Genomic DNA, 23978 nt, shown 5'->3' with positions numbered 1-23978 from the left:
GGGTTAGCTCGACACTCCCGCCGCCGCCCGCAGCCGTTCCCAGTTGGCCTGGGCGGCAGGTCGCCGGCTCGGTATGTGCTCGGTGGGCCAGCCCTCGACCGGTTTGTAACCCTTCAGGATCGTCCGGGCGAGCACCGACTTGTGCAGCTCGTCGGGACCGTCGCCGATAGGCCCGAACCGAGTCGAGCGGTACCAGGCCTCGACCGGAAGGTCGCTCGAGTATCCGAGAGCTCCGCAGACCTGGATCGTGCGGTCGAGAACGGAGAGCACGACCTTCGACACGTGCGCCTTGATCATTCCGAGATCGGCGCGCACCGCCGCTGCCCCGTGGCGGTCCATCTTCCACGCTGTTTGGAAGGTGAGCAGCCGGGCGGCCTGTATCTCCATGTGGGAGAGGGCGACGTAGTCCTGCACCATCTGATGTTGAGCCAGCAAAGCTCCGTGCGACTCTCTCGACACCGCACGCTCACAAAGGATGTCGAGCGCCCTTTGGGCCTGCCCCAGCCATCGCATGGCGTGGTGAATACGCCCGCCGCCGAGTCGTTGTTGGGCAAGGACAAAGCCGTCGCCCGGCCGGCCGACTAGATGATCGCCAGGTACACGACAGTCGCGAAAGACGATCTCGGCGTGGTTGCCGTACTGCCCGTATTCCACACTCGGGTGCGCCATGGTGCCGATGTCGCGAGTGACCTCCATCCCGCCGGTCCCGGCCGGAACTACGAACACAGATGCGTGGCGATGCGGGCGCCCGTCGGGGTTGGTCTCGGCGAAGACGAGGACAATGTCCGCCACCGAGGCATTGGTGATGAACCACTTGTGGCCGTTGATGACCCACTCGTCCCCGTCCTTGACGGCGGTCGTGCCGATCACCGTCGGATCAGCGCCGGCGTGGAACGGCTCGGTGAGTGCGAACGCGCTCGAGATCTCACCGCGGAAATTGGGCCAGAGCCAGCGTTCCTTCTGCTCCTCGGTGGCCCCGTGGGCCAGCAGTTCCATGTTGCCGCTGTCCGGGGCCTGAACCCCGAACAGGGTCATCGAGATCATGGACCTGCCGATGATTTCTGACATAAGAGCCAGCTTCAGTTGCCCGAACCCCGGTCCTCCCAGCTTCGGGTCAAGAAACGCGCCCCAAAGCCCCTGAGCTCGGACCTGTTCCTGCAGGTAACGCTGTACCAGTGCCCACTCGGACTGCGGGATCTGGTCGAGTATTGGCTCCAGAGGAACGACCTCCGAGTCGACGAAGGCGCGCATCCACTCGAGCTTTTCTTCGAACTCTGGTTCGGTCTCGAAGTCCCAGGCCAGCTCAGGCCCCCAATCCCGGCATGGATAACAGGTCGATCACACCGTAATCCCCGTGGCTCGACTCCGTCAACCGGAGGCTCGGCCGGGCGGGAATCGTTCGTCCCGCCCGGCTTCGAGGGTCAGCGCCTCAGGCGATCATGCGGCCCGGGACTGCGGCGAACCAGCCTCAATTCCGGTGCCGGTCAGCCAATGAAGGTTGGAGAGCCGGTTCTCAGCCCGCCAGGTCGACACTTCGTGAAGGGTGAGAGCGGCGAATGCCACGCCCACGATTCCCAGGGAAAGGCCGAAGGTCAGCCACTTCAGGGCAGAGCCGGAAGCAGCGACGCCGAAGGCGATCAGAAGCCCGCCGGTGACAGCTGTTGCTCCGTCTAGGGCTCGCTGTACACCCCCGCGCGTGGGATCGAGTTGACCGAGCGCAACGACCGCGACTATTCCGATCGCTACTCCGACGGCGACCCAACCGAGCACGTGGGGGTGGAAGGCTTGGCTGACGACGATCAGAAATCCAGCGAGTATCGCGATAGGCGCGCTCGTCAGATATTTAGTACTCATTGGTGTGATGTCTCCTTGTTCAGCGGACCCCTTGTCCGCTGACACTCATGGTGGGAGAACTCGCCTTTGCGCCGCATCAGCAGAATGACTAAGCACAACCGTTACAGGCAAGTGATTCGGAGGGGAACCGCGGACGCCTCACGAAGCAATGGCGGCTGATTCGCGGTCGTCGAGAACCGTAGAGAGTTGGGTGCGTGAAGCGACACCAAGCTTCGGGAAGATCCGATACAGGTGGCAACCTACCGTCCTTGGCGATATGTAGAGCTGTTGCCCGATCTCGCGGTTCGATAGGCCTTGGGCGGCCATTTTGGCGATCTGAAGCTCCTGCTCGGTAAGCACGAACCGAGATTCTGGCCCGGAGTGCTGCTTCTCCCGGGAGGCCCGAAGCTCTTGCCGAGCCCGTTCCACCCACACGCACGCACCGAGTGCGGTGAGCGAGTCCCGAGCTGCACGCAGGGGCATTCGAGCCAGGCTGATCTTGCGTTGCCGGCGAAGCCACATCCCGTAGTGGAGAAGAAGTCGAGCCCGGTAGGCCGGCCAGGACCTAAGGTCCCGATCAAGGGCCGCCTCGAACAGCCCCTCCGCCTCGTCGTCGTTGGCGAGCAGAGCCCGGGCGTACAACACCCCCACCTCCAAACGATTTGGTGCGCTTTGATTCGGCTCTCTGGTGTTGATGGAGAGAAGATGACCCCGCGCTTCGTCAATCCGTCCGGCGTGCACCGCTGCTTCAGCCAGCTCGCCGATCCGCCAGGCGCTGCGCTGGTAGTGATGCACAGGATCACTAGGGTCGAACGTTCGCTCAAGATGGTCGAAGGCTTCCTCGTAGCTGCCAGTCGAGAACGCAATGATCGCCCGGGTCAGTTGGGCGTCGGCGAGCACCGCGCTGGCTCCGATCGGTACTGCGATACTCTCAGCTTCAGCCAGGTACGTCTCCGCCACGCTTGTATTCCCGCGTATCGCGTGAACGATCGCCAAGACGTTCTTACCCATCGCCTCCCAAATCGGCTGCCGGAATTCCTTCCCCGCGACCACAGCTTTGTCAGCCGCTGATTCGGCCGTGTTCAGGTCGTGTACGTAGATCCCGTTCCAAGCTTGGAGCGCGAGGGCCTCAGGCAGATACCACGCATACCCTGCGAAGCGCAGCTGTTGTATCGCCTCGGCGAGATAGGCGTTCGAACGATCGAATGATCCAGAGAAGTGAAGGGCGCTGCCGAGAGAAAATGCTCCTTCGGCATCGCAAACCGCTCCTGGGGCGCGATCCGCAATCCGAAGGAGGGCCTCGTCACTCCCCTCCACTTGACACATGGCCAAGATTGAGAGGAGTACCGGCTCGTCCTCCCGTGGCGCCACACTCCGCCCGGCTTCGGAGATTCGGGCGCGCAGTTCTGTTCCCTGACCCGACCACCAGCAGAGCTCGGCAGCGGCTCGGAGGAGCCGCAGTGCCACTGCGGGATCTCCGTCCGAACCTGCCGCTATGCCAGCGACTACCAGTGGTTCCACGGACTGAGCGTCTCTGACGAAACCAACTTCGATGAGATCTCGCAGGAGCATCCTTCGAACGTCATGAAGTGGGCTGCAACCGCATCCGTCCATCCCGCTCAACAGCCGGTCGGCCCTCTTCCTCTGTCCCAGATCTAGCGCGAGCTCAGCTGCGCGAAGCAGTCGGCGCTGTTGAACTCCAGGATCAGTACTCAGCTTCGCGGCGCGTTCCAGGGAGGCGATCCGGAATTTAGCGCGGCCCATTGCTCGGGAGCTCATCGCCGCGGCCTCGAGTTCGTGTCCCATCGTTTCGTCGGGGGTGGATACGGAGGCGGCCCGATGCCATGCCCGCCGATGAGGATGATCGGCGAGGGTCGTCGCCAGAGCAGCGTGGACCCGGCGTCGCAAGGTGTCCGCGGACGCCGAGTAGATTGCAGGTGGCGTCAAGGGGTGCAGGAACTGGATGCCAAGTTCGCTCCGTTCGACCAAGCTCGCGTCGACCGCGGGGGCCAGATCGTCGATAGAAGCCTCACAGCCTTTCCCCATAACCTCGGTAGCAGCGAGGATCTCGTTGAGGGTGGCGTCCTCGTCGAGTGCCCGCACCAGGAGCATCAGCCGGGTGGCCGGAGGAAGGTCAAGGAATCGTTCCGCGAAAGCGGTCTGTAGGCGTTTCGTAGTTACGAGTTCATTGGGACGATCGAAGACGGACGTCGCCGACTCTGCCGTAGCCGGAAGCTCCACGAGGACCAACGGATTTCCAGCGGCCAGGGCCAAGATCTGTTCCTGGAGCGTGGGACTTAGCGAGGGAGCTGTCCTCGCGAGGAGGGCGGAGGACGCCTTCTCGTCTAACGCAGCGACATAGAGCTCGGGGATGTTGAAATTCAGAAGATCTGTCTCGTAGCCTTCTCGTACCGCCATCAACAGCGCTACCGGGTCCGATCCGAGTCTCCGAGCGACAAAGCCGAGCACTTCTGCCGATTCTGCGTCGAGCCAGTGAGCGTCATCGACTGCTACTAGGACCGGCGTGTGCCTGGAAACCTCCGCAAACAGCTCTAGCGTCGCGAGCGCAATCGAGCGAGCGTCCCGCATCGGGGCATTGTCCATTCCGAAGCTTCCGAGAAGGACCTCCCGATGCGCTCGTGATAGATCATCTACCCACCCAAGAAGAAGCCTCAGTAACTGGTGTAGGCCGGCCAACGGCATGTTCATTTCGGCGCGGACAGCGCCCACCGTCCACGCGCGCATTCCCCGACTCTCCGCATTGTGGCTGGCCTCTGCCAGGAGGGCGGATTTGCCAGCGCCGGCCCGTCCGCGCAGAATCCGCGCAGCGCCACCACTCGGGAGCTGGCTCAGGAGGTCCCCAAGGGCTCTCGATTCGCACTGCCTTCCGATCAGGTTTCCTTGCGACCCTGAAATGTCATCCTCCAGCCCCACCGCCATCGCCGACCTCCTCGATCCGAGCTGAGCTCCATCGTCACGGGTATCGACCACGTTCGCATCCGCCAGCTGCATAGTCGTGGGTGGCGCGTAGTTTCACGCGCAACCGCGACAAACTGGCCGTCGTGCTGTTTCATAGAACCTCTGCCTCGGATCCCGCCTTCCCGCGAGCTTTCGTAAGGTGTTGATCCCGGCTTCACCGGGCAACCTTCATCCTTTGCGAAGGTCAGGAACGGGCGTTCCCAATATTTCCTCATGCGCCGCACCCCAGGCGGACCTGATCGCCCCTTTGGCCGACCTCGACGTGCGGGCGAGCACCCTCACACCCGCACCACATCCGTTTGGTAGCTCGCTCACACCTACGAGGACCTCCGGCACGCCCGACATCGTCGCCCTCAGCGTTTCCACCATGCAGTCGGGGCGGACCCGATCCGTGATCACATAAAGGCTCGCCACAACGTCATGGGCTCCGAAGACCGCCGGCGAATGCGGGTTCGTCTCGCCGGGCAGGAGGCGGAGCAGGTCGCTGAACAGCAAGTTTCCATCTTGATCCAGTACTTCTGTCTCCGACCAGAACACATCGTATTGATGGCTCTCGCCAAACGCGACACGGCCCGGCAGGACAGTCTCCCCGATAATGAGAGTCGAGTGAGGGTGCGCCACGACACGCATCTTTTGAACAAGTCGCGACGCCCTGAAAGGGATGACCGGGTCGGGCAAGTACTCGAAAACAGCGTCCGCATCGGCCCGTAGATTGATCAACTGGCTGGCATAGTTGCTGTGACATGGGAATGCCGTGGTCGCAGACTGGGTCGCGAAGTGGGCCGCTGATCCCTCCATCAACGAGATGTCGATTCGACAACGGTCGCCTTGGACAAGTCCGTCACCCGACTGCTGCAGGAAGATGAAGGCCATGTCTGGGCGGCCTTGATCGAGGTATATCGGTCGGAATATGTGCAACGGCGACCGCTGATAGTGTCGCTCGATTCGGGTGACCCCGCCGGTGCTCGCCAAGGTCAGGTCAAGGACTCCGACCTTTCCCGCTGCACCCACGGCGAGTCCTCCGGACGTCGAGCCCTCGAGGGATGTGACCTCCCCTGGCACGCGCTTTGGAGTGCACCACGCCAGGTCCCTCTCGGGTCGGGCGGTACCAATCATTGACGCATCGCTTCTGGTGGAACAACCGGGTCCGCGATGACCCGGCAGATCAGTTGAACTACGGCTCTCAACCCCCTCCCGGAGTAGCAGTTGGTGAAGATGAATGGTCGGTCGCCGCGTACTTTTCGAGCGTCTCGGGCCATGACATCCAGGTTGGATCTGACGTGCGACGCAAGATCGATCTTGTTGATCACCAGCAGGTCGGAGTTGGTGACACCTGGCCCGCGCTTCCGGGGAATCTTGTCTCCTTGTGCAACGTCGATCACAAAGATGAAGTAGTCCGCTAAAGCCCGGCTGAAGGTCAACGTAAGGTTGTCGCCGCCCGACTCGACCAGAACGACGTCCGCGTCCGGAAACCGAGCTCCGAGTTCCTGTATCGCTTCAAGATTCATCGACGGATCATCCCGAACGGCAGCATGCGGGCACGATCCGGTTTCGACTCCAACCACCCTGTCCGGGGCAAGTACTCCGGCGAGAGTAGATCTGACGTGCTCTGCGTCTTCTCGCGTGAAGATATCGTTTGTCACAACGAGCGGCGTGTGACCGGCGGAGATGAGCATCGGCACGAGTGCTTCAATAAGGGCTGTCTTTCCTGAACCAACGGGGCCCCCAATACCGATTCGGGCGATCCCACAGCGACGACCGGGGGTGAGTCCCAGGTCCGGGTCAGTGTCCCAGTCGAGCGCGTGGACGTGAGTGTGATCGAAAGCATGCATTTCTGGTGGATCCTTAGCTGGAGAAGAGGCGAACCGCTGACTGCTCGTGGTGCGTAGACATCACGTCAACTAGCGGTGTGCAGGTGGAAATGTCGTCGATCTCGGCGGACATCGCCTTGACCGAGGCATCTGATATGACCGGGCCCGCCAGATGGAGGATCCGCTGCCCCGCTCCGTGGTCAGTCAGCCCGAGTCGGACGGCTGCGGCCACCCAGTTCGAACAGAACGAATACATCTCGGCGACGACCGCCTCCGCGCACGGCGCACCCAGTTTGGCGCTGAGCACGCCCATTACAACGGCGTGGTTGCCGGGCGACCCGCCGCTGCTAACGAGCCGAGACACGTCGGAGATGTCCGCCTCCTTGAAGGCCGATGCCGCGATACTGAGGAGAGCACGTCCGATGCGGACCGAGGCCTCACGTGACTCACGCGCGAGTTTGACCGCAGAGAGGCGAAGGTCCGCGGTCCGGATCTTTTCGAGATCGAAACCACCGGCTCCGTCGACGGCCCGGTGGGCACACACAAGCGCGGCGCCGTCCGATGTAGCCATGCCAAGCCGCAGCGAATCGGTCAGGAGCCACCATAGAAGTGACGCCGGGCTATCGGAAGCAAGAACCCCCGCCTGTGCGTAAGCCTCGAGCCCGAACGACTGCGTGTACCGGCCGGTAGGGAAGGCTGAGTCGGCGAGCTGCAGGAGAGAGACGAGGCTGGCGAGGGAGCGACCGGAGACGCCGGGAGGGACGACCGTCGTGACGCTCCTACCCGCCAGCATCAGACGAGGTAATAGAGCTGTGATAGAGACACGGTTTCCGCTGGGCCGACGGTCGCCGACCGGCCGTCGACCGTAACCTGATAGGTCTCGGGATCGACGCTAATTTCTGGGGTGGCACTGTTGCGGACCATTTGGGCCTTGCCAATCGTTCGGCAGTTCTTCACCGGCTCGATCCACCGGTCCAGCTCAAGACGATCCTTTAGCCCTCGATCGACCGCCGCCTGGGAGGCGAACGTCAAACACGTGCGCCCGACGGCCTTGCCGAGTCCGCCGAACATCTGGAGCAACTGAACGGGCTCGGGCGTCGGAATCGATGCGTTGGCGTCTCCGATCGTCGCCCAGTTCACCAGGCCGCCCTTGATTACCAGCTTGGGCTTGACTCCGAATGTGTTCGTCGGCCACAGCACGATGTCAGCGACCTTTCCGGTCTCGAGCGATCCCACCAGGTGGCCGATCCCGTGGGTGACTGCCGGGTTGATCGTCAGCTTGGCGAGATAGCGCAGTATCCGCTGATTGTCGTTGTCGGACGGATCGCCATCCAGGCTGCCGACCATCGTCTTCATCTTGTCGGCGGTCCGCCAGCACGTCGCAACGGTGTCGCCGATTCGACCCATCGCCTGTGAGTCGGACGAGTACATGCTGAGCACGCCCATGTCGTGCAGCACGTCCTCTGCTGCTTCGGTTTCAGCGCGGATCCGGGACTGTGCAAACGCGATGTCTTCCGGGTTGCCGGGGTTCAGGTGGTGGGTGATGACCGTCATCCAAAAGAGATTGTCCGTGGTATCGGTTGTGTATGGACGGGTCGGGTTGGTGGAGGACGGGAGAACGTTTGGTAGCGAAGCTATCGCCATCATGTCGGGGGCGTGGCCGCCGCCTGCACCCTCGGTGTGGTAGCTATGGATCGCCCGGCCGTTGATCGCCTGGATGGTGTCGACCAGATAACCCCCCTCGTTGAGGGTGTCGGCATGTAGGGCTATCTGCGCGTCGAACTCGTCGCCAACCGAAAGGGCGCAGTCGAGAGCCGCGGCGGTTGCGCCCCAGTCCTCATGGACCTTCAGTCCGCACGCCCCTGCTTCGAGCTGTTCGATCAATGATTGCGGCCTGCTGCTGTTGCCTTTCCCGAGAAGGCCGATGTTCACCGGGAGAGTAGCGGTCGCTTCGAGCATCCTCTCGATGTTCCACGGGCCGGGAGTGCACGTGGTTCCCTTGGAGCCGTCTGCGGGACCCGTTCCGCCGCCTATCAGCGTGGTCACGCCGTTCGAGAGCGCATGGGGTATCTGAGTGGGAGTGAGGAAATGCACGTGCGTGTCGACCGCCCCGGGTGTCGCCACCAGACCCTCTCCAGCTATCACCTCGGTGCCCGCACCGATTATCAAGCGTGGGTCGACGCCGTCTTGCAGGTGCGGGTTCCCTGACTGACCGATTCCAGCGATACGCCCGTCCGTGACGCCGATGTCTGCCTTCAAGATTCCCAAGATCGGGTCCATGACGATCACCGAGGTGATGACAAGGTCAAGGGCACCGTCAGCGTTCCGAAGTCCGGGGACCTGAGCCATCCCGTCACGCACGGACTTCCCTCCCCCGTAAATCGCTTCTTCCCCGGGGAGAATGAGACTCCGCTCGACTTTTGCGATCAGGGACGTGTCCGCCAGGCGGAAACGGTCGCCGACGGTGGGTCCGTAGAGGGCGGCGTATTGCTGCCTGGATACGACGCTCATATCGCGACTTCCTCCGACTGGTGACGCGCTCCGCGATAGCCGAGCAAGGCCGCCTGATCCTTTGCCCGCTGCGCGGTCCAGCTTGCAGAGACAGCCCCCTCGAGAAGGCCGTTGAATCCGATTATCGTCCCGGTTCCACCGAACGCGACCAAGTTGACGTCACGTTCATCCCCGGGCTCGAACCTTATGGACTGGCCTGACGGGACATCGAGGCGCATACCCAGCGCTGCGGGTCGATCAAAATCCAGGGCTCGGTTGGCTTCGAAGAAGTGAAAATGTGAGCCGACCTGGATCGCCCGATCGCCTGTGTTACGGACCGGCAGCTGCAGGGCACGCCTCCCTGCATTGATCTCTATCGGCTCGTCACTAAGGAGCCACTCGCCCGGGATCATGATCGTTCTCCTCGCCTCTTGTCGTTGACCGTGTTCTAGGCCGCTCACGGAATCGGATCTGAAACCGTCACGAGCTGTGTTCCTGTCCGGAAGGTCGCCTCTACCTGAACCAGGTTGAGCATCTCCGCGACTCCTTCCATCACCTCGCCCCGCGTCAGCACCTGTTTGCCGAGCTCGATCGTTTCAGCCACCGATCTCCCATCGCGGGCTGCTTCTAGGAGCGCGTCGGTGATTAGCGCGATCGACTCCGGAAAGTTGAGCTTCAGGCCTCGTCCTTTCCGCCTTCGGGCCAACTCAGCCACTTGGTATATGAGAAGCTTCTCGACCTCTCGCGGGCTGAGCATCAACGACGAGGCGAACGCTTCGATGCGAGCGCTGTTGTGGCGGGGGTTCATTCTGGTTCTCCAGATCGGGCGTTTTCGGTCGGCTCACCGCGGTGACCGCCCGGCTGGCCCTGTGAGAGCAATTGACAGGGCCAGCCGAGCTCGATCGACTAAGTGGGCGGTCGCGGTTTACCAGCCGGCGAGGCCCTGAGGGCTGTTGTAGGGGATCGTGGCGCTGGTGACCTCCTCGAGCGACCCGTCGGGATGCACGGCATAACCGACGAGCTTCGAAGCGTTCCCGTAGATCTGGTACAGGTAGGCGCCGTGCGGGCACAACCAGTTGTCGCTCGGTCCGCTCGTTATCGTCCCGTCGAGGCCCCGAAATGTGCCGTCTCCCGGGACCACCGGGCAGGCTGGGTCCTTGGCCTTCGTAAGCACGTTGCCCTCGAGGCGGAAGCTCGTAAGGTATCCGTAACCGAAGTTGGTGGCGAACACCCAACGATCATCCGGCGAAATGGACAGCCAACAGAGCTCTGCAGGTTTTCCGAGGGTGGTATCCAACGGGGCGATCGGGCCGGTTGATACCTGGCCATCCTCGTCGATCTTAGCTAGAGCCACGCCGTCGCCCACCGCGTAACCGATCAAGAAATGGTCAGGTCGGTTGTTCAGGAAGAGCGGGTACCAGGGGGATCCACCGCCCCCATCCTGGAACGACGGCTCACTCAGGGTGCCGTGCGCCTCGACCTTGAATACCACCAGGCCGTCTGGGTCGGGAGCGTTCGACGCGACGAGTCGCGGGTTCCCCTCCTCGTCCTTCACCCACAGGATGGGTGAGCCGTCCGGATTGGCTTCCGCAGGTTGATCAAACGTGGTGCCGATGATGACAAACCTTTCGTCGGGTGAGATCGCTAGTGTCGTTGCGACGCGGTAGGGCTTGTCGGGGGTATTAGCGGTGTAGCACTCGGGTCGAGCGGTCAGCTGTCCCTCGCTGTCGACGGACATCAAGGTCACATGGTTCGGTCCGAACGAGTGAAGGACGTAGAGAGTTCCGTGCGAAGGCAAGAAGGCGAGCGCCTTGGCCGTGCCACTCCGGAGGTTCGTGCGGACACCATATGTCTGATCGACGATATTGCCTGTTCGCTTCACGTCGATGAGCGACAGCTTTCCGTCTTCGCCTAAAGAGAAGCTCGAGACGGAGTTCTCCCCGGCGTTGGTTGTGAAGAGGAACCGCCGATCAGGAGAGACGATGACACTTTTTGCTCCTTCGAAAGCGTTCGGAGCGCTCTCCTGCCCGCTGATCGGTTTGAACGTTCCCGACCCGGAACCGCCAGTTGCGACTCGCTCCACCTCGGTGAGCGCCCCATTGGGAGCACGCACAAAGTGAACTATCGAGTTATGAACTTCGTTCGTCTGCATGTACAGGTGCCCGGCTGACATCATTTGACCCTGCCGAGACATCATCTGATCCTGGGGGGACATCACCCCGCCGGACTGCGTTTCGTCGTGACCGGGTCGCGCCATCATTGCTTGGGGAATCGTTGGTTCCTCTGTCGCCATTCGCTTTCTCCTTGAACGTCGGGCTAATGCCCAGCTATATCGACGCCCGACCTCCAGATGCGTGTCCGAGGGAAGGCGCCCTTCCCTTCGAGGATGCTCATCGGAGGGCCCCCGAGCATCAGTCGAACGACTTCATGTGTGGCAAGACGGACCGGCGGCTAAGTCGCGTCACGCAACGCCCGGCCGTTGCACCATCGCTATGGGTTCAACGAGTTGCTCCATTCCCAAGGTATGAAACAGCCATCGCACCCGCGGCTTGGCGTTAGTGACCCGTGCTCTCCCACCCGAAGCTCGCACGCGTCGAACAGAACCGATCAACGCGCTCACGCCTACCGCGTCGATCGTGCGGACCCGCCTTAGGTCGATCACCAGATCAAGGCCAGGTTCGAGAATGTCGTAGACGACGTGCCGCAGGTGAAACGACGAGATCAGGTCCAGGTCCCCCGATAGCCGGAGGACTGTCGTCTTGTCCTGACAGTTTTCGATTTGGATCATTGCGTCGTGACTCCTTGCTCGGCGCCGAACCCCCTTCGCGGGCCATTGTGCGGAAGCAGCTCGAAGGTCGCATCGGTACACCGACTGACTTCGCTCGACGTCGTTCGGGCGCCTCGGGCCGGCAGGGCGAGTTCCACCGAGTGGCGATACCGCCATATGACTGATGTGGGCGAACGTGCTCCTGGGGGAGTCTGAAGCTCCGGACGGCCTCCGGGGAGCATTCGTTCCCGCCTCAGATGTCGTCCCTTGCCTCGAAAGGAGATCAACGACATGGCCCGAGATTCTGAGAAAAAGATGGAAAATCCTGAAACGATGAGCAATCCGGAGCAGACTTGGGACCACGAGGAGCAAGGCGGTAACGACGCGATGAGCGGCCACGACAAAATGGGCGCCCCTGACTCGATGGGCAGTCACGACGCGATGGGTGCGCCTGACTCGATGGGCGAAAAGGACGCCGAGAAGGAGTAGCCGCCCCAACTATTGGACGTTGGCTTTAAGGAGGCGATCACGGTGAGATTCACCAGGGGTTTCAGTGGACGCAGCGGTGGACAGCGAGATCCGAGGCTTCCACCGGGCCAGTACGACATTGGGCCATCGTGGCCGGTGTTGACCGCGGAGCCGACCCCGCGGCTCGATACGTCGACTTGGACGTTCAGGGTGGAAGGGCTCGTGCAGAATCCGACTACGTGGAGCTGGGACGAGATACAAGCACTGCCGGGATCGACTTATGACGGGGACATTCATTGCGTCACCGCTTGGTCCAAACTCGGAATGACCTTCCGGGGCGTATCGGTCGATACTCTCCTGGCTGCCGCCGCTCCGATGGCGACCGCTTCCCATGTGGTCGCCTTCTGCCACACCGGATATACCACCAACCTTCCAATTGAGGACGTGACCGGCGGCCAAGCGTGGGTGGCTTGGGAAGCCGACGGCCAGCCTCTCGCTCGAGAGCACGGCGGCCCCGCTCGCCTGCTTGTTCCGCACCTGTATTTCTGGAAGAGCGCGAAATGGGTCGCTGGCCTGCGCGTGCTCGACCACGACGAGCCCGGATTTTGGGAAGTCCGGGGCTACCACAACTATGGCGATCCGTGGCGCGAGCAAAGATATGACGGTGACTGACCCAACTGCGGAAGGTCGGGTTTCCGGGCCGTACCACCCCGCCAGGGTGGTGGCCATCCGCCCAGAGACTCCTACGGCGAAGACCTTTCGGCTGCGACTCCCCAAGCCGTCAGCACATCTCGCAGGTCAGCACTACATAGTCCGGTTGACTGCCCCCGACGGCTACACGGCATCTCGTTCATACTCCGTCGCTTCGCCGCCTGATGGCTCAGCCGAGATCGAACTTACCGTCGAGCGCCTTCCGGAGGGGGAAGTCTCGATGTTCCTGCACGACGAGGTGCTCCCTGGGGATGAGCTCGATCTTAGGGGCCCGATTGGCGGCTGGTTCGTGTGGCGGGGAAACACCCCTGCTCTCCTCATCGGTGGCGGTTCGGGCGTGGTGCCGTTGATGGCGATGCTGAGACTCGCACGGCGGACTGGGGTCGCCGACCTCGTTCGCCTGCTTGTCTCGGTCCGCCGTCCCGAAGACCTCTATTACGCCGACGAAATCTCTGGTCCCGAAACGACAGTCATATACACGCGTTCGGCTCCCGCGGGCAGTCCCCGTCCCCCCGGACGACTGACGTTAGACGACGTCCCTCTTCTGCCAGAGCATGGAACTGTCTACGTCTGCGGATCAGAGTCGTTCGCCGAGGCGGCAAGCGACCTGTTGCTCGCGTCTGGCATTCCCGCCGAAGAGTTGCGAATCGAAAAGTTCGGCCCCTCGGGATAAGCCCCGGCGACGAACGCAGTCAACCGACCGACGCCGGACAGCTATCGATGTTCGTACCGTATGCGCAAACGGTCATCTCAGGGCGAGGTGAAAAATGTCGATCGAAACGCTGCTCGAATGGCTTGATGAGGCCGTCGAAAACGCGGAGGTAGAGCTAGCAAGCGAGAACACCAATCTCCAGACTCTGCTGCGAGAAGATACGTCCGAATAGGCGCTCTGATCAGCAACGCACCTAGGTCGTTCGACGCAAAATCCGCCAAGCAGCCTCTGTCGATCTACGGTTGTCCCGTGCCGGTGCCCTCGGCATCCCTAAGTCGGAGACGCCCACTCAACCTGACAGACCGCGTAGATGAGTGTGCCCTTCTCGACGGTCTGTTAGAGGCGGTCCGCGAGGGACAGAGCCGAGCAATCGTGGTGCACGGCGAGCCCGGAGTGGGCAAGACAGCCATGATGGAGTACCTGGGGGGTCGAGCTTCAGAGTGCCGTATCGGGCGCTGCAGCGGGGTCCAGTCGGAGATGGAGATCCCGTTCGCTGGGTTGCACCAGCTGTGCGTCACGATGCTCGAGCACCTGGCCAGTCTCCCCGGTCCGCAACGGGACGCCTTGCGCACGACGTTCGGCATGAGTCCTCTGCCCGTGGCAGACCGATTTTTGGTCGGTCTCGCGACGTTGAGCTTGCTATCGGACGTGGCCTCTCGACAGCCGCTGCTCTGCCTGATCGACGACGAACAGTGGCTCGACGGGCCCTCGGCGCAGATTCTCGCCTTCGTGGCCCGGCGCCTGGGAGCCGAGTCCGTCGGTATGGTCTTCGGGACTCGTACGCTTGGCAGTGAGCTCGCGGGTCTGCCGAGCCTGGAGATTGGGGGCCTGAAGCAAGAAGATGCCCGCGCCCTGCTGGATTCGGTACTCACCGGCCCGCTCGAACCGCGAGTCCGAGACCAGATAGTCGCCGAGACACGCGGCAACCCGTTGGCCCTGTTGGAGCTGCCACGGAGTCTGACGGCGACGGAGCTGGCGGGGGGATTCACGCTTCCCCGCGCGGTGGATGTTTCCGAAACAATCGAACAGAGCTTCCGACAGCGAGCCGAAGCTCTCCCGCCCGATAGTCGTCTCCTCCTTCTCCTGGCTTCGGCAGACCCGGTTGGTGATCCGGTGCTGGTGTGGCGAGCCGCAGGGCTCGTGGGCATCGCGGCTACGGCGGCGAGGCCGGCGATCGACGCCGACCTCGTCGAGTTCGGGGTGCGCGTCCGGTTTCGGCATCCACTCGTTCGCTCGGCTATCTATTGGTCCGCTTCGGATCAAGGGCGTCAGGAAGCGCACCGGGTCTTGGCCGAGGCTACGGACCCGAGAATGGATCCCGACCGCCGAGCATGGCACCGGGCGCAGGCAGCCGACGGTCCCGACGAGGAAGTAGCTCGCGATTTGGAATCGTCGGCCGAGCGGGCGCAGGGACGCGGCGGACTAGCCGCAGCAGCCGCGTTCCTCGCGAAGGCCATGGACCTGACGCCAGACGCCTCGCGGCGCTCCCAGCGCGCGCTGGCTGCAGCTGACGCGGCACACCAGGCCGGCGCACCAGAGAAAGCCCTCGTCTTTCTAGAGGTGGCAGCGGCAGGTCCTACCAGCGATTTCGAACGCGCCAAACTCGACCTGTTTCGCGCCCAGATTGCGCTGACTCTGAACCGGGGCGGGGACGTAGTCTCCTTGCTGCTCAAAGCCGCCGGACAGATGCAGCAGTTCGACCGCAGATTGACCCGAGAGACGTTTCTCGATGCGTTTCTAGCGGCGCTGTTCGGGGCCCATCTGAGCACTGGAACCAGCGTTCGGGAAGTCGCGGAGGCGGTGCGCTTTGGGCCTGCAGCCCCCGACCATCCGAGCCCTGCGGACCTCCTCCTGGATGTCTTGGCGGTCAGGTTCACGGACGGGTACGCAGCCGCAATTCCGTTCCTGAAGGAAGCGCTTGAAGCCTTTGCTTCGTCGACTCTCTCCGCCGACGAGATGCGCTGGCTATGGCTCGCCCACATTCTGGCAGGCAATTTCTGGGACGAAGCAACTCTGGAGACGGCTCGTCACGTTCGAATCGCTCGAGAAGCTGGGGCCCTCGCCACGCTGCCCATCGCGCTCACATCGCGCATGGGCGCTCATGTGATCATGGGCGAGTTGGACAGAGCGAACCTATTGCTAGGCGAGCTCGAGGCTGCAAGCGAAGCCACAGGTATTCCCGTGGCTTCGTACGGGGCGGTGCTGCTCGCGGCCTGGCGCGGCGGCGCTGATGAACTCGACGGGTTAATCGATCGGACGGTTGCTGACCTCGTGCTTAGGGGCGAGGGATTTGGGCTGATCGTCACCGGGTTCGCGAAAGCGCTTCTCTGCAACAGCCTGGGACGGCACGCGGAAGCTATGGAAGCGGCTCGCGAAGCGAGCCAGTATCCACCGGTCATGGGTGTAGAACCCTGGAGTGTCCTCGTCGAGTTGGTCGAAGCGGGCTCACGCATCGGTCAGATCGAGCCTGCGTCCCAGGCATTTCGTCGTCTAAGCGAGACTACCGAGGCCGCCGGTTCAGACTGGGCTCTCGGCATAGAGTCACGCTGCCGCGCCTTGCTCAGCACGGACGATCACGCCGAGGAGGCCTACAGAGACGCGATAGACCGGCTCGGTCGGACCCGAGTGCGTGGCGAGTTCGCCCGTGCCCAGCTGCTGTACGGCGAGTGGTTGCGCGGCAGCGGAAGGATCGCCGATTGTCGCAAGACCCTGCGCTCCGCCTTCGAGCTTTTCACCTCGATGGGCATGGAAGCTTTCGCGGAGCGGGCGCGGCGTGAATTGCAAGCAACCGGCGCGTCCGTCCGCAAGCGTGCTGCTGATACCCGGAGCCAGCTGACGGCACAGGAAGCGCAGGTGGCGCAGCTGGCGAGCGAAGGTCTGTCTAACCCGGAGATTGGCGCGCGTCTGTTCATAAGTCCACCCACCGTGCAGTACCACCTGAGCAAGGTGTTCGCCAAGCTCGGGGTCAACTCACGGAACCAACTCGGACGGGTCCTCACCTGAGACGTGATCTCGCTAGGTTGCTTCCGCTGAGATGGTGGCTGCGACAAGGACAGGCATCGGCATGAGTAAAAGTCGTTCGACTGATGTTGCTTGCCAAAGACGCGACCCAGGATTGGGGCGATATGGCTTACCTTGTCACGCAGTTCTGGCCCGGTGCCTCGATGGACGAGTACTACACAACCGCCTCCATCCTTTGGCGCCCGAATGGCCTTCCCGAGGGTGAGGCGTATCACGCGGCGGGACCCACTGACGGGGGCGTGCTGATTGCCGGGGTGTGGGAATCAAGCGACCAGCTCGAAAGCTTTCTTACCGAGAAGTTGTCGCTACACACCTCGATCGACGGCGGTCTGAGAGGTGAGCCGGAGCAGCGCATCGCCGAGATCGGCAACCTCGTAATGGCCAACCCCACCCTTTGATCTGCTGACCAAGGCTGAAAGACATCCTGGACTGAGAAGTAGCGCCGTCCCGGAGATACGATCCCACACGGGTGAGGTGTAACCACTCCAGGAAGGGTTGCCGTCATGAAGGTCAGAAGTTCGCTGAAGTCCCTCAAGCAAAAGGCCGGCTCGGTGGTCGTGCGGCGGAAAGGTCGAACGTTCGTTTCAAACAAGAAGACCCCCCGGTGGAAGACCCGCCAGGGGTGACAGTCAACCTGGGTAGAAGCACCTAACCGATCGTCCGGATTAGGGCTTCCGATGGGGGTGCGACCCGGACAACTCGCGAACCGCGACGCGGAACGTAGGGTTCTCGTGGATCTTCTCGAGGCTGTTCGGGGAGGAGAGAGTCGGTCGCTGGTCGTTCATGGCGATTCGGGTGTCGGCAAGACGGCCTTATTGGAATACCTGGTCGGCGAGGCGCGGGACTGCCAGGTGGTCCGCTCGGCGGGCGTCCAGTCCGAGATGGAGTTGGCCTTTGCGGGGTTGCACCAGCTGTGCGCGCCCGTTCTCGACCACCTGGAGCTAGTTCCGGAACCGCAGCGTGACGCCCTGAAAACGACGTTTGGGATCACTCAAGGCGCTGTGCCCGATCGGTTCTTGCTGGGGTTAGCGGTGTTGAGTCTGCTGTCCGAGGCAGCAGACAAGAGGCCGCTCGTTTGCCTGATCGACGATGCCCAATGGCTTGATGGTGCCTCGTCTCAGGTACTGGGATTCGTGGCCCGCCGCCTGGGTGCCGAGTCGCTGGGGTTGGTCTTCGCGGCTCGCATTCCCAATCAGGAGCTGGCGGGTTTGCCCGGGCTTTTGGTCCAAGGTCTGGCGGAGGACGCGGCCCGAAAACTGCTCGATTCGGTTTTAAGCGCGCCGTTGGACGCCCAGGTGCGGGACCGCATCATCATCGAGACCGGTGGCAATCCGCTGGCGCTGTTGGAGCTCCCGAGGGGTTTGACCGCCGGCGAACTAGCCGGGGGGTTCGGGCTACCGGGCGCAGTCGCGCTCTCGCAAAGCATAGAGGAGAGCTTTCGCCGGCGAGTCGAGGCTCTTCCGCTCGATACCCAACGCCTGCTCCTAGTTGCCGCCGCCGAGCCGGTCGGTGACCTCGGGCTGCTGTGGCGAGCCGCCGAGCGGCTCGGGATCGATGCCGCCGCAGCGAAGCCAACACACCAGGCGGACCTTGTGGAGTTCTCCAATGGGGTTCGATTCCACCATCCGCTCGTCCGTTCGGCCGTGTACCGCTCGGCGTCCGCCGAGGAGCGGCAAAACGTCCATCGGGCGCTGGCTGACGCTACTGACGAGGCGCTCGACCCTGATCGCCGAGCCTGGCATCGGGCCCAGTCGTCGGCAGTTCCTGACGAGAACGTAGCCGCCGAGCTCGAGAGCTCTGCAGGCAGGGCAAGGGCTCGCGGAGGCATGGCGGCGGCGGCGGCCTTCTTGGAGCGAGCCACCAGGCTGACACCGGATCCAACTCAGCGAGCGATCCGGGCGATCACTGCTGCCGAGGCCAAAGTCGGTGCGGGTGCCCTGCGCGACGCGATGGACCTCCTCGCGATCGCTTTAGCTGGACCACTCAACGAACTCCAACGCGCGCGGGTGGACCTGATGCAGGCACGGCTCGCCTTCGTGATGAGTCGCGGAAATGACGCTCCGTTGCTGCTGGTCAAGGCCGCAAAGCGGCTCGAGACAACCGATCCCAATCTTGCCCGGGCTACCTACCGGGACGCCATGATCGCCGCCCTCTTTGCCGGCCGATTGGCCAGTCCTGGCGCCGACGTGCCGGCAGTAGCCGAAGCTGCAGGTCAGGCAGGCGGAGGAACCGATCTGGGGAATGAAGCCGATCTGCTAATAGCCGGGCTCGCCGCGAGCTTCAACCACGGATATATCTCGGGCTTGGAGATCCTGCGGCGCGCCGTAGTTTCGTTCGGGGATGGCATGTCGCCAGATGAGGAACTCCGGTGGCTCCCGCTGGCTTACGTCGCAACGATGCACATCCGTAGCGAGGAGCGTTGGTTGGCACTCTCCGAGCGCTGGGCTCGGCTTTCGCGTGAGCTTGGGGCGCTCAGCGAGCTGCCGCTCGCGCTCAGCGCGCGAGCACAGGTGCTCGTGATGGCCGGTGACTTGGCAGCCGCGACAGCACTGGTCGACGAGATTCAAGTGGCCGTGGAAGCCACGGAAATCCAGTTCCCGCCGTACGGAGCGTTGTGCGTCGCATCGTTTAGTGGCCACGAAGCAGAGGCATCGCGGCTGATCGAAGCCACGCTCAACCATGCCTCGCTGCGAGGTCAGGGACTTGCCATATCCGCAGCTGAGTGGGCGAGGGCGGTTCTGAACAACGGCTTCAGCCGATACGAAGACGCGCTGCGCGCAGCCTTGCGGGCGACCGAGGATCGATGGGGTGTGGGCTTCGCGAATTGGGCCCTGGTCGAGCTGATCGAAGCGGCGGCGCGGACCGGAAACCGTGACACCGCCGCCGAGACTTATGAGAGGCTCACGGAAGTCACCGATCAACGATCCGACTGGGCAGCCGGAGTTCACGCCCGTGCGCACGCGCTGTTGATCGACGGAAATGAGGCCGAGCGTCTATATCTCGAGTCCATCGAGCGCCTCGGGCGAACCCCCCTCCGAACAGAGCTCGCCCGTGCTCATCTCGTATATGGCGAGTGGTTGCGCAGACAGCGGCGACGGACCGACGCCCGGTCGGAGCTTCGAGTCGCGCACGACATGCTTGTGGAGATAGGCATGGAGGCCTTCGCTGAAAGGGCAAGACGTGAGCTGCTCGCTACCGGTGAAACCGCCCGCAAGCGCGACGTTGGCTCAACGACCGTGCTCACGCCTCAGGAAGCGCAGGTCGCCCGGATGGCAGGTGAGGGCCTGTCCAACCCGGAGATAGGCGCTCGGCTGTTCATAAGCGCACGCACTGTCCAGTATCACCTCAGCAAGGTATTCGCCAAACTAGACATCACCTCCCGGGGTCAGCTTCACCGGGTCCTGCACTAACCTCCGGCGCTCGCGAGAGCGGCAGTTGCCTCGTCGAGGGACTCGCTTACGGTGACGATCCTGTCCAGGCCAGCACTGCAAAGCACGCGAGTTACTACGGGTGAACTGCACGCGACGGCAGCTTGACCACCCGACTCTCGGACTCGTCGGATAACGCCCACCAACGCGCCGAGTCCTGACGAATCAATGAAGACGAGTCTCGACAGGTCAATGACCAAATCCTCGGACGAGATCGTCTCTGCGACGGCCTGACGGAACGAGCCCACAGTGGAGGCGTCCAGCGTTCCAGCGACAGATACCACGGCTATGCCATTCGATGATGCTTCCTGCTGCACCCTCAGCAAAACAGCGCTCCGCTCTCGATCATCACGCTCGCCGACAATCCGTTCTGGGCGCCTGGTCTGCTGCTGTGGCTAGTGACTGCCTGACGAAGAGAACCGGTCCGTCCTTATCTGCCCAACCGGGATGCCGGTCCGCGTAACAAGCTCGGTTGCTCGATCAGTGAATGACGACGAGCCGCAGATGAACGCGAGCGCACCCGTCGGCATGATCGGTACGTCGTGTTTCTTTAGACGACCCGGCGGTCGACCCGCTGTGTCTGGAGCGCGATTCGTGTAGACGATCGACGTTTCAGGGCCCGGCAGTTCACCCGAGAAGTAGAGCCCTTCTGGACTCCCTACGCACACGACGAGACGGATGAGGTCGGAAGCTCCGGTTCGCCGTGCAAGCCTGAGCATCGCGATCATGGGGAAAAGAGCGGACCGCCCTCCGCTCAGGAGCAGCGCTGGAGTGTCTCCAGGCCACACAAACCACCCGCCAATCGGACCCCGCACCTCGAGCTGGTCCCCCGCCTGCACGTCCTTGTTGAGGAACATCGATACTTCATTCGCGGCAATCCGTTCGACGGCGATCTCAATATCAGTAGACCGATCCGGTGGCGATACCACCGGAAAAGAGCGTGTCGCTGTATACCCGTCGGGGGCGGTCAGACGAACAACGTAGTGTTGACCGGCGAGATGGTTCGACGGCTCCGGCAGCCGAAGTCGGAGCACCTTCGCTCGCGACGCTTCGGGATCAGTGCTCAAGACCGTGGCCATTTCCCATTGCCCTATGTCCCGGGCAGTAGATGACATAAAGGCCCTCTTAGTAGGAGTCAACGATGTCAGGTCAACCGAAACCGCGCGTATCGACGAATGGTCTATGACTGACTGGTTCGCGCTACCCCATCCTACGACGGAGAATCGCGAAAGGGGTCAGTTATGTGACTGGAATTTCCCACTCGGCTAGCCGGCCGAGTTCACCATGCTGTGCTTGTCCTGGTAGTCAATCGACTGATGTTTGGAAGAGGGCGGGAACCGTACCGTTGCGGCCGGTAACCAGCAGCGAAGGAAGGGATGTTCCAAGTGCCCACGACCGACGAAATGAAGACGATGACCGACGTGGCCCTGCCGGGCGTGGGCAGTCCGTGACGGCTTTTCCCTACAACCAACATCGAGCGGATGTACGCCCTCGACGAGGCCTGAAACGCTCGAGACTGGGACACCTTCGACGCCTATCACGACCCCGACCACGTAGTGGTCTACTGGCCCGACAGGCAATCCACGCCAACCCTCGGAGGGCCGGACCACCGAGCAGAATCGGAAAGGTTCTGTCGGGCGTTCCCCAACAACAAAGTGACGCATATCCGTACGATCTCCTCTTTGGCGAGGACGATTGCACCGGCTTTGTCACGCGGTTCACCGGAACGTTTAGCGGAGCTCTCGAACTTCCAGATGGCAGTGTCGTCCAGCCCACCGGCAAGCCATTCGATGTTTTCTTCTCGACCACTGCGCGCTGGCGACAGGGCAAGATAATCGAGGAGTACCTCTTCTACGACAGTGCGACGTTCCTGAAACAAATCGGCCTCGCCTAGGGCCCCCGGCACGACCGGCAGTGTCGACACCTTGGAGCGATGCTTCATCCCAACCCAGACTAGGCCGCTTCGTCTCCGGTGCTACCAGCTGCAGGGCAGAAGTATCGGTAGACTCCCGCCAACTGCAGCGCTCGCACTATGGTCGGTCGCGGATTCGCAGCGTGGAGCACTGGACCGATGGATCGACTAGGGATCAACGCTCCGATGGATCGACTAGGGATCAACGCTCCATCTCGAATCCCCCACTCGCGCGGTCAAAAAGCGCCGACTTCCCTTCGAGGTTCCCTTCGAGCTGGCGACGACAAATGTCACATCGGGAATGTCCGACTGGACTTGCCAGGTTGCAATGCGTGATCGACAAGTTGCGTGGAGGGAGGTATGACGATGAGCAGCAGCGAGATTGACACGGCGACACGCTTCCGCCATCTGGAGGGGTACCGGGTCGCAGTCGTGCTCGCCGACGGTTCTCAGCTCGACGACGTTGAGCTGATCTCAGCCGGTCGAGGCGAGGTGGATTCGCTATGGCTCGATCGTGAAGGCGCCGACCTCTTTGTCAGGAAAGTCGAGGTCGTCGAACTCCACGAGGTCGCCCCGCACGCAGCTTGAGAGTCACTTCCACGGGCCGCGGGTCTGTGTTGCCCCGGCGCAGATGCCAAGCCGCTTAACCCTCAGGAATTACGCCGATCTGTCGGAGGAACGTGAGCGTGTCCCATACCTCCCAGGTCTCCGCGATCTTCCCGTCGGCCATGCGGTGAATCGATATCGCATCTACCTGGACCTTATTGCCGGTCGGCGGTATCCCGTTGACCTCAGCCACGTGGGTGCCCGAGCCGGTCCAGCGCACCACGACCTTGTCGCCGGTGGAGAAGATGTCCTCGATCTGCCAGTGGCCTTCGACGCCTTCCTGGTAGACCTTCACCGTCGCGGCCATCCCTTCCGGGCCGTCGGGGGTCGGTACCTGCGGGTCGTGCATGGTGTGGTCGGCGCTGAACAGCGCCGGCGCCAGCTCCAGTCGCCGGCCGTTGTTCATCTCCTCGTAGAAGCGGCGGACAACCGCCTCGGTCGCTTCGGACACCGATCCCTCCGTTTCGCTTGAACGTCGATCGGTACTTCGTCACGGAGCCGGCGCTTGGATGACGGTTCAGGAACATCCTTCCGGTGTGCCCAGTTGTTTGAAAATTGCCCTTGGGTGGTGGTCATAGTGACCCGCCGCGGGCATCATCCGTCGTAGACCAGCTAAGGGAGCTTGCTGGGAAAAGGAGGGGTCGACGGTGAGCCTTGATCGGCTGCGGCGATGGGCAAAGACTCGAAGGGCTCCGGGATGGGATCCGGCGGCGTCCGCGCCTTGGGGGCCCCTTCGCTTCAACTCGGAGTTGAGGACTGCTGCCGAAATCATGGTTATCTCGCAGCTTTCGACCCCGAGTGCGTCCGGTGATCCGGGTAGCGAGACAGGAACTGCGGCATAGCGAGGAAGTAGCGGCAACCGCCGACGGTGCCTACCGTGACTCGACCCGCGCTTTGGGCTACCTCCGAGCCCGCCTATGTCGAGAAGGGGATCACGGCCGAGGAGCGACGACAGATACCGTGGGTTCATGGATATGCCAGTCGACGAGGTAGTCGCGACTCTTAAGAGATGCGGGCTCACAGATCTTGTCGATCCGGCCCGATCAGAGCTACCCGATCCCGTGAGTCTCGATCAGCTCTTGCAGTGGGCCGAAAAGCACGGCGTCGACCGCGAATTCATGGTCGAGCGGATGGGTGGGAGCCCCTAACGACGTCCGGAGACGTCCGGTTCAGCAGCGGGGTGCGGGCGAGCCATATGATCGCTTCGGTTTTCGTGGACTCAACCTGACAAACGGAGGAC

Annotated in this window: 24 protein-coding genes; 9 read left to right on the top strand and 15 right to left on the bottom strand. The window is 62.5% G+C overall.

The genetic code is table 11. The annotated features are described in order from the left end of the window. Positions 1-3: 3 nt before the first annotated feature. The 11 genes from VFZ97_08855 to VFZ97_08805 all read right to left on the bottom strand — a co-directional run bounded on the left by VFZ97_08855 (position 4) and on the right by VFZ97_08805 (position 11901). Positions 4-1302, bottom strand: a complete 1299-nt coding sequence (locus tag VFZ97_08855) for an acyl-CoA dehydrogenase family protein (protein ID HEX6393537.1) — start codon at positions 1300-1302, stop codon at positions 4-6. Positions 1303-1437: 135 nt separating this feature from the next. After that, complete coding sequence (locus tag VFZ97_08850) at positions 1438-1854, bottom strand: hypothetical protein (GenBank protein ID HEX6393536.1); 417 nt, start codon at positions 1852-1854, stop codon at positions 1438-1440. Positions 1855-1992: 138 nt separating this feature from the next. Further along, entirely contained in the window at positions 1993-4773 is a 2781-nt protein-coding gene (locus VFZ97_08845) for a LuxR C-terminal-related transcriptional regulator (GenBank protein HEX6393535.1), read from the bottom strand. Between the two features lie 207 nt (positions 4774-4980). Next, positions 4981-5928 carry an urease accessory protein UreD gene (locus tag VFZ97_08840; GenBank protein HEX6393534.1) on the bottom strand — a complete coding sequence of 316 codons (948 nt, stop codon included), beginning with the start codon at positions 5926-5928 and terminating at the stop codon, positions 4981-4983. Beyond that, positions 5925-6644 carry an urease accessory protein UreG gene (ureG, locus tag VFZ97_08835; protein ID HEX6393533.1) on the bottom strand — a complete coding sequence of 240 codons (720 nt, stop codon included), beginning with the start codon at positions 6642-6644 and terminating at the stop codon, positions 5925-5927. Before ureG ends, VFZ97_08840 begins: the two co-directional genes overlap by 4 nt. Positions 6645-6657: 13 nt before the next feature. Beyond that, complete coding sequence (locus VFZ97_08830; protein ID HEX6393532.1) at positions 6658-7416, bottom strand: urease accessory UreF family protein; 759 nt, start codon at positions 7414-7416, stop codon at positions 6658-6660. Beyond that, a complete protein-coding gene (gene ureC, locus VFZ97_08825; GenBank protein ID HEX6393531.1) occupies positions 7416-9134 on the bottom strand; it encodes an urease subunit alpha in 1719 nt (572 codons plus the stop codon). The genes VFZ97_08830 and ureC overlap by 1 nt, the downstream gene beginning before the upstream one ends. Beyond that, positions 9131-9526, bottom strand: coding sequence for an urease subunit beta (ureB, locus tag VFZ97_08820; GenBank protein ID HEX6393530.1), 396 nt, complete (start codon positions 9524-9526; stop codon positions 9131-9133). The genes ureC and ureB overlap by 4 nt, the downstream gene beginning before the upstream one ends. Positions 9527-9570: 44 nt before the next feature. After that, on the bottom strand, positions 9571-9921 hold the full coding sequence (locus tag VFZ97_08815; GenBank protein HEX6393529.1) for an urease subunit gamma: 351 nt from the start codon (positions 9919-9921) through the stop codon (positions 9571-9573). Positions 9922-10038: 117 nt separating this feature from the next. After that, on the bottom strand, positions 10039-11406 hold the full coding sequence (locus VFZ97_08810) for a beta-propeller fold lactonase family protein (GenBank protein HEX6393528.1): 1368 nt from the start codon (positions 11404-11406) through the stop codon (positions 10039-10041). Between the two features lie 168 nt (positions 11407-11574). Next, positions 11575-11901: an STAS domain-containing protein gene (locus VFZ97_08805; GenBank protein HEX6393527.1), complete on the bottom strand. Its 327-nt coding sequence runs from the start codon at positions 11899-11901 to the stop codon at positions 11575-11577. A 312-nt stretch (positions 11902-12213) separates the two neighbouring features. On the opposite strand from VFZ97_08805, the gene VFZ97_08800 reads away from it, so the two are divergent. The 7 genes from VFZ97_08800 to VFZ97_08770 all read left to right on the top strand — a co-directional run bounded on the left by VFZ97_08800 (position 12214) and on the right by VFZ97_08770 (position 20202). Further along, a complete protein-coding gene (locus tag VFZ97_08800; GenBank protein HEX6393526.1) occupies positions 12214-12369 on the top strand; it encodes a hypothetical protein in 156 nt (51 codons plus the stop codon). A 42-nt stretch (positions 12370-12411) separates the two neighbouring features. Further along, positions 12412-13020 carry a sulfite oxidase-like oxidoreductase gene (locus VFZ97_08795; protein ID HEX6393525.1) on the top strand — a complete coding sequence of 203 codons (609 nt, stop codon included), beginning with the start codon at positions 12412-12414 and terminating at the stop codon, positions 13018-13020. Beyond that, positions 13013-13732, top strand: coding sequence for a ferredoxin reductase (locus VFZ97_08790; protein HEX6393524.1), 720 nt, complete (start codon positions 13013-13015; stop codon positions 13730-13732). Before VFZ97_08795 ends, VFZ97_08790 begins: the two co-directional genes overlap by 8 nt. A gap of 288 nt (positions 13733-14020) precedes the next feature. After that, on the top strand, positions 14021-16774 hold the full coding sequence (locus VFZ97_08785; protein HEX6393523.1) for an AAA family ATPase: 2754 nt from the start codon (positions 14021-14023) through the stop codon (positions 16772-16774). A 122-nt stretch (positions 16775-16896) separates the two neighbouring features. Further along, positions 16897-17190 (top strand): hypothetical protein, encoded by a 294-nt coding sequence (locus tag VFZ97_08780; GenBank protein HEX6393522.1) that lies wholly within the window; start codon positions 16897-16899, stop codon positions 17188-17190. 105 nt (positions 17191-17295) lie between these two features. After that, on the top strand, positions 17296-17418 hold the full coding sequence (locus VFZ97_08775; GenBank protein ID HEX6393521.1) for a ribosomal protein bL36: 123 nt from the start codon (positions 17296-17298) through the stop codon (positions 17416-17418). Between the two features lie 51 nt (positions 17419-17469). Continuing rightward, the gene (locus tag VFZ97_08770) at positions 17470-20202 is read left to right on the top strand and encodes an AAA family ATPase (GenBank protein ID HEX6393520.1); all 2733 of its coding nucleotides are present in this window, start codon (positions 17470-17472) and stop codon (positions 20200-20202) included. Here the strand turns inward: VFZ97_08770 and VFZ97_08765 are convergent. From VFZ97_08765 to VFZ97_08755, 3 genes are all read right to left on the bottom strand, one after another. Further along, on the bottom strand, positions 20199-20537 hold the full coding sequence (locus tag VFZ97_08765) for an STAS domain-containing protein (GenBank protein HEX6393519.1): 339 nt from the start codon (positions 20535-20537) through the stop codon (positions 20199-20201). The two genes, VFZ97_08770 and VFZ97_08765, sit on opposite strands and share 4 nt — an antisense overlap. 78 nt (positions 20538-20615) lie before the next feature. After that, positions 20616-21335: an FAD-binding oxidoreductase gene (locus VFZ97_08760; GenBank protein ID HEX6393518.1), complete on the bottom strand. Its 720-nt coding sequence runs from the start codon at positions 21333-21335 to the stop codon at positions 20616-20618. A 446-nt stretch (positions 21336-21781) separates the two neighbouring features. Next, complete coding sequence (locus VFZ97_08755) at positions 21782-22162, bottom strand: hypothetical protein (GenBank protein ID HEX6393517.1); 381 nt, start codon at positions 22160-22162, stop codon at positions 21782-21784. A 336-nt stretch (positions 22163-22498) separates the two neighbouring features. Here VFZ97_08755 and VFZ97_08750 point away from each other — a divergent pair, with 336 nt between their 5' ends. Continuing rightward, positions 22499-22720 (top strand): hypothetical protein, encoded by a 222-nt coding sequence (locus tag VFZ97_08750; GenBank protein HEX6393516.1) that lies wholly within the window; start codon positions 22499-22501, stop codon positions 22718-22720. A 55-nt stretch (positions 22721-22775) separates the two neighbouring features. Here VFZ97_08750 and VFZ97_08745 read toward each other — a convergent pair whose 3' ends face one another. Further along, positions 22776-23189: an ester cyclase gene (locus tag VFZ97_08745; GenBank protein HEX6393515.1), complete on the bottom strand. Its 414-nt coding sequence runs from the start codon at positions 23187-23189 to the stop codon at positions 22776-22778. A 517-nt stretch (positions 23190-23706) separates the two neighbouring features. On the opposite strand from VFZ97_08745, the gene VFZ97_08740 reads away from it, so the two are divergent. Then, the gene (locus VFZ97_08740) at positions 23707-23886 is read left to right on the top strand and encodes a hypothetical protein (protein HEX6393514.1); all 180 of its coding nucleotides are present in this window, start codon (positions 23707-23709) and stop codon (positions 23884-23886) included. Positions 23887-23978 lie beyond the last annotated feature (92 nt).

The organism is Acidimicrobiales bacterium, assembly GCA_036378675.1.
GTDB lineage: Bacteria > Actinomycetota > Acidimicrobiia > Acidimicrobiales > Palsa-688 > DASUWA01.
This window is presented reverse-complemented; position numbering and strand designations above follow the sequence as displayed.